This is a genomic window from Acinetobacter sp. BEC1-S18-ESBL-01 (assembly GCF_014169935.1).
In the GTDB taxonomy this organism is placed as follows: Bacteria; Pseudomonadota; Gammaproteobacteria; order Pseudomonadales; family Moraxellaceae; genus Acinetobacter; species Acinetobacter pittii.
This window is the reverse complement of the sequence record NZ_AP022302.1, coordinates 2,379,097-2,395,628: the sequence shown is the minus strand read 5'-3', so window position 1 is coordinate 2,395,628 and position 16,532 is coordinate 2,379,097. Positions and strand designations below refer to the sequence as shown.

The following is a 16,532-nucleotide window of genomic DNA, read 5'->3' as shown; positions in this document are numbered from 1 at the left end:
GATGAAACGTGAATTTAAAGAATCTTGAAGCATTTTATTGGGTTGTGACTTTAAAGAGCTTCAATAAGGCCGCGACTAAATTACAAACCACCCAGCCTGCGGTCTCTCAAAAAATCACATCTCTTGAAAATGAATTAGGCTTTAAAGTTTTAGATCGAAGTTATCGGCAGCTTAAACCAACACACAAAGGCTTAACTTTATTTAAGTACGCCGAAAAATTTATGCGACTAGAGACCGATCTGGTGGCTGAACTGACTGAAAATCAACACCTGACTGGCACCATTCGTTTAGGCGTTTCCGAAACTATTGTTTATACATGGTTGGTTGAATATATCGAAAAGGTTCAGCAAGAGTTCCCAAAAATTTCAGTAGAAATTGTGGTAGACCTCACGCCTAACTTACAAGAAGGTGTTCGGACAGGTGACTTAGACATGGCTTTTTTACTTGGGCCAACTTTAGCTTTTGAGTGTATTGAACAAGCTTTATGTGACTTTGAACTAAGTTTCTTGGCTTCACCTTCATTTAAAGGTGGTGTTGCTCAAATGTCTTTTAAAACTTTAATGTCACATACCATTTTAACTTATCCAAAAATTACCTATCCCTATAAAGAATTGAAAGCACGAATGAAAGAGCAAGGGATTGATGAACCACTTTCAATTACCAGTTATTCATTGGCAACGCTGTTACGTTTAGCCGAGCAGGGTTTAGGTATTGCTGTGGTGCCGACCTTAACAGCGCTAAAAGAAATTACTGATGGGCGACTAGAAATATTAAATACGCCTATTCAGTTAAAGACGTTCCATTTCACCTCGATTTATATTCAAGGAAACGATGTGGCCTTAAAAGAGAAATTGACCGAAGTTGCAGTTAAGGTCTCTGAATGTGCTATGAAAAGGCTCAATGAGCAAATTAAAAAATAAGCTGTTTTTGAGTGTCTTTTATCTCATTTTTTATTATTTAAAAAAAGCTGTTTTGTATGTAAAACCATAAAAGCAGCTTATTAACTTCAATAAGTAAAGCTTATCTTGATTTTTTAATAAATACTAAACTATTTAAAATCAATTATTTAAATTTTTAACTTAATGTAAAAAGTCTTATTGTCCGTAGGGATTAGCTATGTTTTTATTTTAGACACAAGATTTGATCACCGATTGTGTTGATTGGGGAACAGGGAATCTTTGTCATTTTAAAGGATTAAAGAATATCGTTTGGGACAAAAAATGGTGTTCTTGGTTCAACTTGAAAATAGCGTTGTTAAGCTCAAATGGATGAGGAACGCATTAATATGTCTTTACTGAAATCTTCTTTTTTATCAGATCGCCAATGGGCCATTGTAGCCTCGATCTTTATGATGGCGACCTCTGCAATGGGGCCCGGATTTTTAACCCAAACTGCTGTATTTACAGTCAAGCTAGGCGCGGCATTTGGCTTTGCCATTTTAGTTTCCATTCTGATTGATTATGTGGTTCAACAAAACATTTGGCGAGTGGTCACACTTACCCAAATGCGTGCATCAGACATTGCCAATAAAGCATTGCCGGGTAGTGGTTATTTACTGGCGTTTCTAGTGATTTTGGGCGGGTTTTTCTTTAGTGTCGGTAACATTGCCGGTGCAGCTTTAGGTTTAAATGCGCTTTTTGGCCTAGACACAAAGTGGGGTGGTATTTTAAGTGGTGCTTTAGCCATTTTGATTTTTGCCTCTAGAAAAGCAACGCTCGCCATGGATAAAAGCATGATCGTGTTGGGATTGCTTAAAATCCTCCTGATTATTATCGTTGCTGTCATTGTAATGCCTCCAGTTGGGCAAGCTGTACATCAAACCTTTGCTCCAGATCAGATCGACTTCGCCATTATTACCACCATTGTTGGCGGTACAGTAGGTGGCTATATCTGTTACGCGGGAGCACACCGTTTACTCGATAAAGGCGCTGTTGGCCCTGAAAATATTGATGAAGTTGCTAAAGCTGCGACCAAGGGCATTGTTGTAGTCGGCATCATGCGCTATGTGTTGTTCTTGGCTTTTTTAGGTGTGGTGGTGAGCGGGGCAACCATTGATTTAGCCAGCCATGACGCCAATCCGGCAGCTCAAGCATTCCAATATGCAGCGGGTACATTCGGTTTTAAATTATTCGGCTTAATTTTCTGGGCAGCCGGGATTAGTAGCACCATTGGCGCAGCATATACTTCAGTGTCATTCTTTACTGCTTTTAAAAAGAACTTAACACCAAAACAAACCAACTATACGACCATTACCTTTATCGCACTGGCTTTATTGCTTTATGTGTTATTGGGTGCAACTCCGGCAGGTCTACTCATTTTCGTAGGTGGTTTTAACGGATTGGTGTTGCCAATTGGCCTTACAATTTTTGTGTATGTTGCCGCGTGCCGTAAAGATTTGATGGGTAATTATAACTATCCGAAATGGTTGCTTATTTTGGGTGGATTAACATGTCTGTTAACGTGGTGGATGGGCTATATGTCGTTTACGACTGTGTTTAACTATTTGACCAAGCTTTAAGCCAGACTGCGTGAAGTGATAAAGGAATAATGCCATGTTTGTAGATTTAAATAGTGATTTGGGTGAAAGCTTTGGCTCATGGAAAATGGGTAATGATGACCAGATTTTACCTGTCGTGACCAGTGCCAATATTGCGTGTGGCTTTCATGCGGGCGACCCACTCGGCATTTTAAAAACGGTTCGTAAAGCCGTTGAGCTTGGTGTGACCATTGGAGCTCACGTGTCTTATCCAGACCTTGTAGGCTTTGGCCGCCGTAATATGGATTTGTCACGTGACGAATTGATTGCCGATGTGCTTTACCAAATTTCTGCACTTGATGGTTTGGCGAAAGTAGCTGGCTCAAAAGTGCAATACGTTAAACCACATGGCGCGCTCTATAACACCATTGCACATGACCAAGCTCAGGCAGCAGCAGTAATTGATGCCATTAAAATGTATAACCCTGAACTGGTTTTGGTGGCTTTGGCTGGGTCGAACTTAGTCGAGCAGGCACGTGCGGCTGGTTTAAAAGTTGTGTCTGAAGCTTTTGCAGACCGTGCTTATAACAGCGATGGTTCATTGGTTTCCCGCCGTCTAGAAGGTGCGGTTTTACACGACTCGGCATTTGTTGCGAGCCGTGTGGTGTCAATGCTCAAAAATGGTGGAGTTGAGTCAATTGATGGCGTATTTACCCCAATTCAAGCCGACACCATTTGTTTACATGGTGACACCGACGGCGCATTAGAAATGTCGGCGGCCATTAAAGCCGAGCTTGTAAAAAACAATATTGAAATCCGCCCGTTTGTAAACAAAGCATAAGGATGAGCACCATGTATAAGGATATTAAAGTCGACCCAGCTCAGCTTGAAGCCGCGTTAGATGCGCGTTTAAAAATCCGTGCAGGTTTTGATAAACCGACAGCAGGCATGGCTGCCGGCATGACGCAGGTCAACATGATTTCGGTGCCAAAAGAGTGGGCATATGACTTTTTACTCTATGCACACCGTAACCCGCAAAGCTGCCCAGTGCTTGATGTGCTCGAAGAAGGTATCTATGCAACTAAGCTTGCGGCAGATTCAGATATCCGAACTGACTTCCCTCGTTATCGCGTTTGGAAAGATGGCGAAATGGTCGATGAAGTGACCGATGCAAGAGAGATTTATAACGCTCATCCTGATTTGGTGACTTTCTTAATTGGCTGTAGTTTTTCGTTTGAAACAGCTTTGCAAGAAGCAGGTATTGAAGTTCGCCACATTCATGACGACACCAATGTGCCGATGTATCTAAGCAATATAAAGTGTGAACCAGCGGGGCGTATTTCAGGAAATATGGTGGTTTCCATGCGACCAATTCCATCGCATCAAATTAGTGAAGCAGTAAAAATTACAGCACGTATGCCGAGTGTACATGGCGCGCCTGTACATATTGGTCACCCTGAAAGCTTAGGCATTAAGGATGTAAATAAGCCAGACTTTGGCGATGCTTCTCGCATTGAAGCGGGTGAAATTCCAGTGTTTTGGGCGTGTGGAGTAACGCCGCAAGCTGCCGTCATGAACTCGAAAATTCCTTTTGCGATTAGTCATGCGCCGGGTTACATGTTTATTACCGACATTCCTGACCGTGCTTGGATTGGCTAATTGGACTAAAGAAGAATTAAAAGGATAAACAAATGCGTTTTTTATCGGTAAACGCCGATTGTTTTCTGATTGAGCTTGCGAGCTTAGAGGAAACTTTGGCGTTGTACAATAAATTGCAAAATACGCAATTGAATGGAATTAAAGACTTAGTCCCCGCTGCAAAAACAATTTTGGTTTTCTTTAATGAGATCGAAACCAACTTTAAAACGCTGGTTGCTTCAATTCAGAGTCTCAAAATTGATTCTGGATTTGAGCGTAGCGGCCAAGAAGTGATTGTACCGATTCGTTACGATGGTGAAGACCTTGCACAGGTTGCCGAGTTGCAAGGTTTATCTGTTGCCGATGTGATTAGAAAACATCACCAAAGCGTGTGGAATGTGGCTTTTATTGGTTTTGCACCAGGCTTTGCATATATGAGCAGTCCTGACCGACCGTTTACCGATATTCCACGTTTAACGGTTCCGCGTAAAAAAATACCGTCAGGTTCTTTGGGCTTGGCTGGAAAATACTCTGGTATTTACCCAAAAGACAGTCCGGGTGGCTGGCAGCTGATTGGTACTACATCAGAAAAAATGTGGGATTTAGAGCGTAAAAATCCTGCATTGTTGTTGCCGGGTATGACAGTACATTTTGAAGATGTGACGCATAACCCAACGATAGTGACTGTACCGCAGCAAATTACGCGTACACCTAAGCCTCAACAATCTGTGCAACTGTTTAAGATCACTGCACCAAGTTTACAAATGCTCATTCAAGATGAAGGGCGCTTAAACCAGACCAATATTGGGGTTGGCGTAGCGGGTGCAATGGATTTATCTGCCATGCACAGTGCTAACCGTATTGTCGGGAACCCAACCGATACACCCGTCATTGAAGTTTTAAATGGCGGTCTAAAAGCCAAAATGCAGCATGCGGGCGTTATTGCAGTGGCTGGGGCTATTTCAAACATTCGTGTGAAATTTGCGGATGGTCAAACCGTAGACTTTGCAAGCTATCAACCGATTGATTTGGATGAAGGCGATGAATTTCAAATTCAACCACCAACAGCAGGCTTAAGAAACTATCTGGCCGTTCGTGGTGGTATAGACGTTGAACCAGTGCTCAATAGTGCTTCGTTTGACAGCTTGGCAGTGTTAGGTCCAGAGCCTTTAAAACTTGGAGATACCATTTATCAAGGGCAAGTAAAGGCAACCAATATTAGCGTAAATGAAGTTGGTAAAACCGATTTGCCACAAGCTGGCGAAGTCGTTGAGCTAGATATTGTGATGGGCCCACGTACCGATTGGTTCGAACAAGACAGTATTGAACTGCTATGTCAGCAAGAATGGCTCGTGACCAATGAAAGCAACCGAGTCGGGCTAAGACTTTCAGGTGCACAGCCTTTAACTCGCAAAATTACCTACGAGTTGGAAAGTGAAGGTACATGTATTGGTGCTTTGCAGATTCCACCGAGTGGTCAGCCTGTTTTGTTTATGAATGATCACCCTTTAACGGGCGGATATCCGGTCATTGCCTCTGTTGCTAAACACCATTGGGATTTGGTGGCACAGATTCCGGCAGGTTGCCGCATCAAATTTAAAAAAATTGCCGAATTTACAGATTTTGAGAATGAAAGATGAATACAGAAAAATTATTGATTGCTAACCGTGGTGAAATTGCCGTTCGTATTATTCATGCTTGCCGTGATATGGGAATTTCATCAGTCGCGTTATATGCAGATGACGATATTGGCAGCATGCATGTCGAACTGGCAGATGAAGCATGGGGTTTGGCGGGTACGACTGCTAGCGAGACTTACCTAAATATTCCAGCCATTATCGAAGTTGCAAAGAAATCGAAAGCAACCATGGTCCATCCGGGTTACGGCTTTTTATCTGAACGTGCTGAGTTTGCTCAAGCCGTGATTGATGCAGGCTTAAAATGGGTCGGGCCATCACCAAGTGCCATTGAAAAACTAGGCGATAAAATTGAAGCACGTAAAATTGCTGCTTCAGTCGGTGCGCCTTTGGTTCAAGGTACGCAAGATCCACTCAATAATGCAGATGAAGCTTTAGAGTTTGCCAAACAATATGGTTTACCAATTGCCATTAAAGCCGCATTCGGTGGCGGTGGGCGTGGCTTAAAAGTCGCGTGGAAACTCGAAGAAGTGAAAGAGCTTTATGAGTCGGCAGTGCGAGAGGCAAAAGCTGCTTTTGGTCGTGGTGAATGTTTTGTCGAGCAATATCTTGATAAACCGCGTCATGTAGAAGCGCAGGTGATAGCGGACCAACATGGCAACATTGTGGTACTGGGCACACGTGATTGTTCATTGCAACGTCGTAACCAAAAGTTAGTCGAAGAAGCACCAGCGCCATTTATTAGCGATGCGATTTATCAGCAAATTTTAAGCTCGGCAAAAAACATTTGTCAGGCTGCAAACTATGTGGGTGCGGGCACAGTTGAATATTTACTGAGCCGTGACGGCAAGCTTTCATTTTTAGAAGTAAACACTCGTTTGCAAGTTGAGCATCCAGTGACCGAAGAAACGTCGAAAGTCGACTTGGTGGTGGAACAAATTCGTGTTGCACAAGGTGAAGCGCTTTCTATTAAAGAAACACCAAAAGCACAAGGCCATGCCATTGAGTTTCGTATTAATGCTGAAGACCCAGCACGTGGTTTTATTCCAGCCTTTGGTGTATTGAGTTTATTTGAAGCGCCGTTTGGTAACGGTGTACGAGTAGATACAGGTGTTCGCACTGGGTCATTAGTGTCTAGCCATTTTGACTCACTCATGGCAAAACTGATTGTGACTGGTCCAACCCGCGAAGTTGCAATTGCTCGCGCTAAACGTGCTTTAAAACAATTTAAAATTGAAGGCGTAGCTTCGGTTTTAGATTTTCACCGCGCGGTACTTAATGAACCTGACTTTACAGATGAATTTAATGTACACACGCGCTGGATTGAAAATGACTTTAAACAAGAATTAAAGCCAACCAAACGTGGCATTCCAAACCATCAACAGCCAATGCTACTCAGCTACATTGAAATTGATGGCAAGTTACACCGTTTAGGTTTACCTGCGGGTATGTTTGCACAAGGCCCAGCAACTGCAGCTCCAGCCCAAACAGCCGAGCCAGAAGTAAGTGCCGAGCATTTACTTGCTCCAATTAATGGTGTGATTAGCGCTTGGAAAGTCGAAAATGGTGAGCAAGTCACCGAAGGCCAAGTGGTTGCCATTATGGAGGCCATGAAAATGGAAGTGCAGGTACTGGCACATCGCAGTGGTGTTATTCAGATTGGCGCAGAGAAGGGGGCGACCTGCCATGCAGAAACTGTGATTGCGAGTATTAATTAAGTTTTGAATAAATGATTTGGCTCACTTAAGCATTAGTTTAATTGGGTCAAATCGAATGCTTATTTATTCACTCGGTTTGTTATTTTTCACAGTACTCGTTAACCATTTTCAGCTTGAAAATCAGCCCTAATTGTGAGATATTTATCACAGTTTAGTGATATCAAAATTAATCACTGTATTGAAAGCTCGCTTATGCGGGCTTTAATTTTTAGCCCAGTTTAAGCATTTCTCACTTAATGAGCTGGCAGCATAAAAACAATTTGAGAATTTGGCACTCACTCAAAGGCGAATTGAAGAAAGCGAATGAAAATTCTACCTTCATCTGAATATGATCAAATTCTAAAATACAGTGTCTATTGGCTCGTCATCTCGATCGTGATTGGAGTCGTAGCAGGGCTAGCTTCGACCTTAATTTTTGTGGCTTTTGATATTTCAAACAAAGTTCGAAGTCTGCATCACTGGCTGATCTACTTTTTACCTTTTGTGGGTTTTGGTATTGGCTATCTCATTAAAAAATATGGATCACCGATTGAGCGGGGAACTCATTTACTGATTGATGAAATTCACCAGCCGAAGTCGTTCATTCCAAAACGAATGAGCCCCATCATTTTTATCACCTCAATTTTAACGCAGTTGTTTGGTGGTTCGGCAGGGCGTGAGGCCCCAGCGGTTCAGCTTTCGGGTGCCTTAATTGACCACTTGAGCCATATATTAAAAATCTCGGAAGACAACCGAAAAATCTGTTTAATCGCCAGTATTGGTGCAGGCTTTGCAGGGGTGTTTGGCTTGCCTCTAGCGGGTGCAATCTATGGGTTGGAAATTACTGCTTTAGGTAATTTAAGATACTCAGCTATTTTTCCATGTTTTGTGTCGGCGCTGATTGCATCGGCCATCCCTGAGCTATTTGATATTGTTCATCCGCATATTTTCTATGTGATTAGTGAGTTTCCGGCCATTCATTTTGGCACGCTTATGAACTTAATTGTGGCAGGTCTGATCTTTGGTTTAGTCGCACGTTTCTTTATTGCTGCCATTCATTTTGCGAGTGACGTCTTTTATAAATATGTGCGTTATTTGCCATTAAGAACGATGGCGGGTGGTATTGTCATTATGCTACTTACCTTGTTCACTGCGCATCAGCAATACAACGGTTTGGGTACAGATAAAATCATTTCATCTTTTTATGTGCCGATTGAGTTTTACGACTTTTTTAACAAGACTGTTTTTACTGCCATCACTTTAGGTTCAGGCTTTAAAGGCGGTGAAATTACGCCGTTGTTTTATGTAGGTGCGACGTTAGGGAATGCTTTAGGAGCAGTTTTAAACCTGCCAATTTCATTGCTTGCAGGCTTAGGTTTGGTGAGTCTATTTTCTGGGGCGAGTAAGGCACCGTTAACATCTATTATTTTAGCTGTTGAGCTATTTGGAATGAATGTTGCCACTTACGCCATTATTACCTGTTTGTTGGCAGCGCTATTTTCAGGGAATTGTGGGTTGTATCGCCGTAAAAAGTTGATGGATTGATTAAGCATTTCTAAGGAGTTGAGTGATTTCAAATTGCTTAACTCCTATTAAATCTTCTTTTTTTAATAATAAAAATTGGCCTAGTAAATGAAATACTTCTAAAAATATGAAAGAATTGAATTTATATCTTTATAAAAGAAGATATAAATTAATTTTAATGAACAACTATTGTTTCCTAAATATTTAAACTATAGATATACATTAATAAAATTAAAAATATTTAAAAATTTCCAAAATGTTTCAATTATGAATTTTTATGACATTTATTGTTGATTGTGAATGATTCATGTAGTTTTTGTTTGATTTTTTATCCATTTGGTAAATTAAAAATAACATTTTATGCAAAACAAAATTTTTTTTACTCACGCTTTTTTTCTTTTGTATGGGTTAGCTACACATGCTTATGCTATCGATGATATTTCTTTACCAGATCGTATACGTCAGGAACAACGTTTAAAAGAGCTTAATCAACAATTAGAAGAGCAAATCACTCAGCTTGTACCTAAACCTGTCACTACCCAATTGCAGGATTTTAAAACTATAGTCGTTTCGGAAGAGCCATGCGTTAAAGTCAAGAATATTGATTTTGATAGAAAGACGTTACAGGACCCTGAACACTATAAATTTCACTTTATGCTTCGGGCAATCTGGAATCATCCGCAGAAGATTATTGGCAAGTGTATTGGTACGCAAAGCTTACGTAACCTCGTTAATTTCGCCCAAAATGAATTGATTAAAAAGGGTTTTATTACCAGTCAGGTTACTGTTGCCCCCCAAGATATTCAGCAAGGTTCTTTGCGACTTGGTGTGCAGATTGGGCGTTTACGTAAGATCATCGTAGAAGGTGAGCAACTCTCCTTATTACAACTTAAAGCATCTTTACCATTTAAAGAAGGCGATGTCCTTAATCTACAACAACTTGATCAGGGTCTCGAAAACTTAAAACGAGCTTATACGGTAGATATACAAATTGTGCCGTCAAATGAGTCTGTTCAGGAAGCTAAAGGGTATAGTGATCTGATTATTAAGTTACAGCCACAATCAAAAATCAATTTAAATTTTGCTCTGGATAATTCAGGGAGTAAAGATACAGGTCGTTATATAGGTAGTCTAGGACTCAATATTAATAATCCATTCTATTTAAGTGATTCTCTTTCTTTTAATTTTAGTCATTCATTAGATAACTTACATCGAGACTTAAATAAAAACTACTTTGTAAGTTATCAGCTTCCGTTAGGAAATTATGATTTCAGTACTAGCTATAGCCGTTATCAATACGAGCAAAATGTATTGGGTGCAAATGGTGTACTACGTTATCACGGCTTAAGTCAGCAGGGTAATTTGAATGTATCCCGTGTACTTAGCCGAAGTGGGCAACATAAAACCAGCCTCTATGGCAAGCTCTACCATAAGCAAAATTCAAACTTTATTGATGATATTGAAATCGAAGTACAACGTAGAAAAACTTCAGGCTGGAATGCCGGGATACAACATCGCCAATATCTGGGTGATGCTGTATTAGATGCGGGTTTGGATTATCGGCATGGCACAGGCGCATTTGATGCGTTGTTAGCACCAGAAGAACAAATTAAGGACATTGATAAAAATCCATTACCGTCAGAAGGGTATTCCCGTGCACCGATATGGAGTGCCGATTTACGTTTTCAAATGCCATTTTTGCTTTTAGATACGCCTGCTCAATACCGTTTGAACTGGCGTGGACAATATGCTCCACGAGTTTTAGTACCTAATGATCGTTTTTATATCGGTGGTCGTTATAGCGTTCGAGGTTTTGATGGTGAACTGATGCTATCAGGCGATAACGGACAGTATTTACAACAGGAAATCAGTGTAAATACACAAATTCCTAATACTCAATTTTACATGGCTGTAGATCAGGGATGGGTGAACGGTGAGAACAGTATTGCTGGGCAGCGTCATCTGATGGGAAGTGTCGTAGGACTACGAAGTTATCTCAACCATTTTTATATTGATGCCTTTACAGGGCGAGGCCTAATCGCACCTAAAAATATAAAAAAAGACTGGATTTTGGGATTTAGCCTAAATGCTTTTTATTAAGTTTCCTTAAGAAACAAAATTAATTTTAATTAGAGAAAACTGACTTATGAACAAAAATCTTTATCGAATTGTTTTTAACAAAGCCCGTAACATGTTTATGGCAGTTGCCGAGAATGTCAGAAGCCAGAGCAAGGCGGCAGGACAATCTACCTCCTCAGAAATAGTGAGCTCTGGGCAATCACTGGTGCAAGAAAAATCATTTCATCAACTGTGGCACGTTAAGGCATTGGTGGCAAGTATCAGCTTGTTGGTGCCCTTTGCTCCAGTTTATGCTGCTATTGTTGCAGATAGCGCAGCGAATGCTGCAAATCGGGCTGTCATTGGTGCTGGTAAGAACTCAACAGGCACAACAGTTCCAGTGGTTAATATTCAGACTCCCAAAAATGGTATTTCTCACAATATCTATAAACAGTTTGATGTATTAGCTGAAGGTGCTGTTTTAAATAATAGCCGAACAGGAGCCACCACTAAAACTGTAGGGACAGTGGGAGCAAACCCATTTTTAGCGACTGGTGAAGCGCGAGTTATTTTAAATGAGGTAAATTCAACAGCTGCTTCAAGATTTGAAGGAAACTTAGAAGTCGCAGGGCAAATGGCAGATGTCATTATTGCCAACCCTTCTGGTATTAACATTAAAGGTGGTGGTTTTATTAATGCCAATAAGGCAATTTTTACTACGGGTAAGCCTCAGTTAAATGCCGATGGCAGTATCAAGCAGTTTACGGTTGACCAAGGAAAAATTACGGTCTTAGCGAACCCTAATTCTAAATTTGGCTTGGGGGGAAATAATAATGATGCAAATTATGTAGACCTCTATACCCGTGCATTAGAGCTTAGTGCTGAGCTACGTGCTAAAAATGATATTCAGGTCATTGCCGGAGCAAATAATGTCAGTGCAGATTTACAGGATGTTACTGCTAAAACAGGCACAGGAACCGCACAGACATTGGCAGTAGATGTTAAAGCGCTGGGTGGAATGTATGCCAATAATATTTATTTGATGGGTACAGAAAAGGGCCTAGGCGTTACTAATGCGGGGACACTTCAGGCAGTCAACAATCTGGTGATTACCAGTGCAGGGAAAATTGAGCATAGCGGTACTATCAGTTCGACCAGTAAAACCCAAGGTTTAGTGAGTCTACAAACAACAGGCACTGGTGCTGTTGCAGATATCAACTCATCAGGCAGTATTAATAGTAATAGCATGTTAAATATTGATTCAGGTAATAACCTGAATGTAAATGCTAAAGAAATTATTAATAATGGTAGCTTGGCTGCTTCTCCTTTAATCATTAGTAGCAAAGGGAATTTAAATTTAGCGGCAAATAGTCGAATTTTTAATGATGCACAGAGTGGAGATGTATATGTTGATGCAGCGAACATCAATCTGGCAACTAATGCAGGCATTACCAGTAATCGGGGTTCTGCTTATATCCAGTCGCAAAAAGATGTAGTTGCAGCTCAAGGTGCAAAATTAATAGCAGCACAAAATTTGAATGTATCCGGAAAAGGTAAGCTCTCACTGAACGAAAATCAGATACAGGCATCCTTGGGTTCAATAAACCTACAAGCAGATTCTTCAAATACAGATGGTTTAATTGATATTCGAGGTGGGACTATTTATGGGGGTAAAGATTTAAACTTATATAGTTCAGGAGATGTAAATTTACAAAATCTTGGATTTGCACTTGAAAATTCTGCAACACGAGTCAAGAACATTAATGCTCATAGTGGACGAAACTTGGTTTGGAACAATGCAACAAAAGTTCTACCCCAGATTACAGGGAAAGTTGCATTGGATGCCGAGAATAATTTAAGTATTTCAGCTCAAGGGGTCTCTAGTAAAGATAGTATCCAGTTACAAGCAGGTCAATTAACATTAAATACGAATTTCACCTCCCAAAAAGATATTAATCTGATCACAGAAACAACTGATTTATTTCTAAATAATGTATTAAATGCTCAAAATGATATCAACATTTCAGCTTTAACTGGTGGGATTACTGCCAATAGCCTCAAAGCCAATTCTAATGCTGGCAAAATTTCGATTCTTGCGAATAAAAATCTAGTTTTAAATTCACTGCAAGAAATAGAATCAGCTCCTTGGGCAGATCAAGATGGCGCAACAACTGATATGACCTTCATTAATGGTAATAAAGGGGTTACATTAGGGTCAATTGGGGATGGGAATGTACAATTAAAATCTACTCGTATTACTGCTGAACAGGGTGATATTCAACTAGTTGCTGGTAATGGTGTTTCTTTACAGGCGAATACCGATGTTACGATTAGTGGTGATAGTGGATATGACAATGTAAGAAAGAATGTTTTACAAGGACAATCCTTACAGATTCAGAATAAGAAAGCAGATATCGTTATTGATAGCACCAATTTAACAACTTCTGTTGGTGGTTTATCTATTAATGGCGAGGGTAAAACGACATTATCAAATAGCGAATTAAACTCTAAAGGGAATATTGAGCTTTCCGCCAAAGATCATTTGACTTTACAAAATATAGAAGCGAATGCTGATAAACACATGGCGCTTAATAGTCAAAAAAATATCTATTTGAATAGTGAACAGGGCCCTACAGTAACATCTACAATTTGGGAATCTTATAGTTTAGTTAATTTAAAAGCAGCTGGTTTATTATCATTAAAAAGTAAAGGCTCACAAGCTCTTAACTCTACTAGCATTAAAGGAGGAGCAATCAATATTGAAACTGATGGGTCATTTAATATAAATAAGGATGTTCAACTAAACTCAGCAAGGAATATATTTTCTAATCAAGAGTCTGATAAATTTTTAGCAAGTGATCCTCAATTACAGAAGATACAGGGAAATCTTTCAATTCAAACAAATAATACTCTTGTATTGGATCCAGAAAAAATTAAAATTCAAGGTGATAATAATATTGAGTTAATTTCAAAAAATGGAGATTTAACCTTACTTGGATATGGGGGGAGTAAAGGTAATGGTTCTGAGAGGAATTTTACTATTAGTGGTACAGGAGATATTCACGTAGAAGGAAAAAAAGTAGATATTCAAGGGGCTTTTATTTCTGGTCGAAATATAAATATTTTTTCTAGTTCAGGTGATATTAATATTGATGGAATTAAGAATAATTTTAATAATTATGCTAGTAAAAAATATAGCTCTGAATTGTTTGAAAAAATTTTTAATTTGACAATGATCTTATCTAATACTGAAAGTTTAAAAAAATATAGTGCTTCAAGAATTAGTCAAATGCAAGAAGAATTAGCAGATCTAAAAGATGCCTCCACATTTTTAGAAAATGGGACAAATGGATTCGAACATGCAGAAACTGTACTTAGAACAAGTCTAGGTGATGGAATTATTAACCTTATTTCAAAAAAGGGAATAAAAATTACTGGAGCAACAATCCAGGCAGGATATGATGGAAAAATAAATATTGAAGCTCAAGGGGGAAGCGATAAAATTTATAATTCTACGGTTTTAAACAAGAATAACCAGCCTATAAATATGAATGCTAGTATTATTATAGCTGGACATAATGACTTTTATGACAAGGGTAATGATACAGATTCTAATTATAAAGCAATTTCTTTTGTAAGCCCTACTACTATTGAAGGAGCTGATATAAATATAAAAACAGTAGGAAATAGTGCAGGTGATAATCTTGTACTTCAAGGAGTGGGTATTTCAGCTAAAAATCAAGTAAAGATAGAAGCGAAAAAGAATATTCTGTTTGATGTAGCACTCGAGCAAATTTTTGATCGGTCAACAAAGGTACAGAAGAAAAAATCTTGGGGTGGATTAAAGAAAAAGACAATAACAACTGTAATGGAAAACGAGTTAATAAGACCTGCTTCAGTTGATATTGATGCAAAAAATATTTATATAGAAAGTAAAGAAGTAAATCCACAAAATAGTATAGATATTTATGGAGGTAAGCTCACAGCGAATGGAGGGATGATTTCAGTTCGTTCAGGTGGTAATTTGAATTTTTATACAGCTCCTGAATCTTCAAAAACAACAATTGATGTGAATAGTAAATCATCAATAATGGGGATTAAATATAATAGTTCAAAGACAAATTCCACTCATAATGTAGTAACACAAATACCGACGAAATTAGTTGCTGATTATATCGGTACAAAATCAGGCTTTGATACACGATTAGTAGGGACTGATTTTGAATATTTAAAAGGCGCAACAATTGAATCAGGTGGTAAAATCTTTATTGAGCCTGCTATTACTAATATTTCGACAAAACTAAAGAAAGAAAGTAATTCTGTTGTTTGGCAATCTATGCAAGATAAAGGCTCCATTACAGAAACAGCCAAACTCCCAAATTTTAATGGACCTGTTGCGCCTACATTTAAGGCTGCTGGTGGGCTGAGCGTACAAATACCGATAAGTGAAAAAGATGCCAATAAAATAGTACTTCGGGATGAAATTTTAAAATTAGCAAACCAACCTGGAAATACTTACCTTAAAGATTTAGTCAATCGTAATGATGTGGATTGGCAGAAGGTCCTCCTTACTCAAAAGGATTGGGATTATAAATCACAAGGTCTAACTGGAGCAGGAGCGGCTTTAATTGTCATCATCGTCACTATTGCGACAATGGGTACTGGTACAGCAGCGGCGGCTGGAGCAGCAGGAGGAACAGCTGCTAGTGGTACTACGGTCGGTCTTGGGGCAAGCATGCTTGGTACGGCTGGGGTGACTACCACAGCGGCAGGCGCAATTGTTCCATCAACATTAGGGGCAATGGCAAATGCAGCAGTCACGAGTCTAGCTGCTCAGGCAAGTATTGGTCTGATTAATAACGGTGGGGATATTGGCAAGACCCTAAAAGAGATGGGAAGTAAAGATTCCATTAAAAATCTGGCTGCATCTGTGGTAACAGCAGGTTTATTAAGTCAAGTTGGTACTGCTCTAAATTTAAAACCAGACAGTACTCTCCTATCAGACCGATTAGTAAATAATTTTACCACTTCTGTAGGATCCACCTTAGTACAAACTGCCATTAATGGTGGGAATCTTGGCGATAATTTACAAGTTGCATTACTAGCCGGTTTAGCAGGGGCCTTACAAGGAGAGTTGGCTAGTCAGATTGGAACGAGTTTAGATAAAGTCGATCCGAATATATTTGAATATACAATTCATAAAATTGCTCACGCCGCTGTTGGATGTGCTGCTGCTGCTGCAACGAAGTCTAGTTGTGAGGCAGGTGCGATTGGTGCCGGTGTAGGTGAAATAGTTGCAGGGTTAATGCCAGAACCAGCCAATGGTATTGAATATACTGATGCAGAAAAACTAAAAATCCGGAATATAGGTAAATTAGTTTCTGGAACGGTTGCAGCATATACTGGTTATGATGTAAACACTGCTGCGAACAGTGCTGATACTGCGATTCAGAATAACTCCTTAGTTAGATTAGCAATGATATGTGCTGAATTAGCAGGAGA

General features: G+C 39.6%; 8 protein-coding genes and 1 pseudogene. All 9 read left to right on the top strand.

The annotated features are described in order from the left end of the window. The first annotated feature begins 8 nt into the window (after positions 1-8). The gene (gene mumR, locus H7R46_RS11230; protein WP_014206319.1) at positions 9-920 is read left to right on the top strand and encodes a LysR family transcriptional regulator MumR; all 912 of its coding nucleotides are present in this window, start codon (positions 9-11) and stop codon (positions 918-920) included. 344 nt (positions 921-1,264) lie between these two features. Then, positions 1,265-2,518, top strand: a complete 1,254-nt coding sequence (locus H7R46_RS11225) for an NRAMP family divalent metal transporter (protein ID WP_014206320.1) — start codon at positions 1,265-1,267, stop codon at positions 2,516-2,518. Between the two features lie 34 nt (positions 2,519-2,552). Beyond that, positions 2,553-3,317, top strand: a complete 765-nt coding sequence (locus tag H7R46_RS11220) for a LamB/YcsF family protein (protein ID WP_000496072.1) — start codon at positions 2,553-2,555, stop codon at positions 3,315-3,317. A gap of 2 nt (positions 3,318-3,319) precedes the next feature. Beyond that, positions 3,320-4,135, top strand: a complete 816-nt coding sequence (locus H7R46_RS11215; protein ID WP_080631128.1) for a putative hydro-lyase — start codon at positions 3,320-3,322, stop codon at positions 4,133-4,135. A 32-nt stretch (positions 4,136-4,167) separates the two neighbouring features. Then, positions 4,168-5,754, top strand: coding sequence for an urea amidolyase family protein (locus H7R46_RS11210; RefSeq protein WP_005070072.1), 1,587 nt, complete (start codon positions 4,168-4,170; stop codon positions 5,752-5,754). Then, on the top strand, positions 5,751-7,469 hold the full coding sequence (locus H7R46_RS11205) for an acetyl/propionyl/methylcrotonyl-CoA carboxylase subunit alpha (protein WP_005070071.1): 1,719 nt from the start codon (positions 5,751-5,753) through the stop codon (positions 7,467-7,469). Before H7R46_RS11210 ends, H7R46_RS11205 begins: the two co-directional genes overlap by 4 nt. 303 nt (positions 7,470-7,772) lie before the next feature. Next, positions 7,773-8,993 carry a chloride channel protein gene (locus H7R46_RS11200; protein ID WP_002163229.1) on the top strand — a complete coding sequence of 407 codons (1,221 nt, stop codon included), beginning with the start codon at positions 7,773-7,775 and terminating at the stop codon, positions 8,991-8,993. A gap of 339 nt (positions 8,994-9,332) precedes the next feature. Then, positions 9,333-11,072 (top strand): ShlB/FhaC/HecB family hemolysin secretion/activation protein, encoded by a 1,740-nt coding sequence (locus tag H7R46_RS11195; RefSeq protein WP_002122106.1) that lies wholly within the window; start codon positions 9,333-9,335, stop codon positions 11,070-11,072. A 46-nt stretch (positions 11,073-11,118) separates the two neighbouring features. Further along, positions 11,119-16,524 (top strand): annotated as a pseudogene (locus H7R46_RS11190) (DUF637 domain-containing protein); the annotation flags it as partial. Positions 16,525-16,532: the final 8 nt, after the last annotated feature.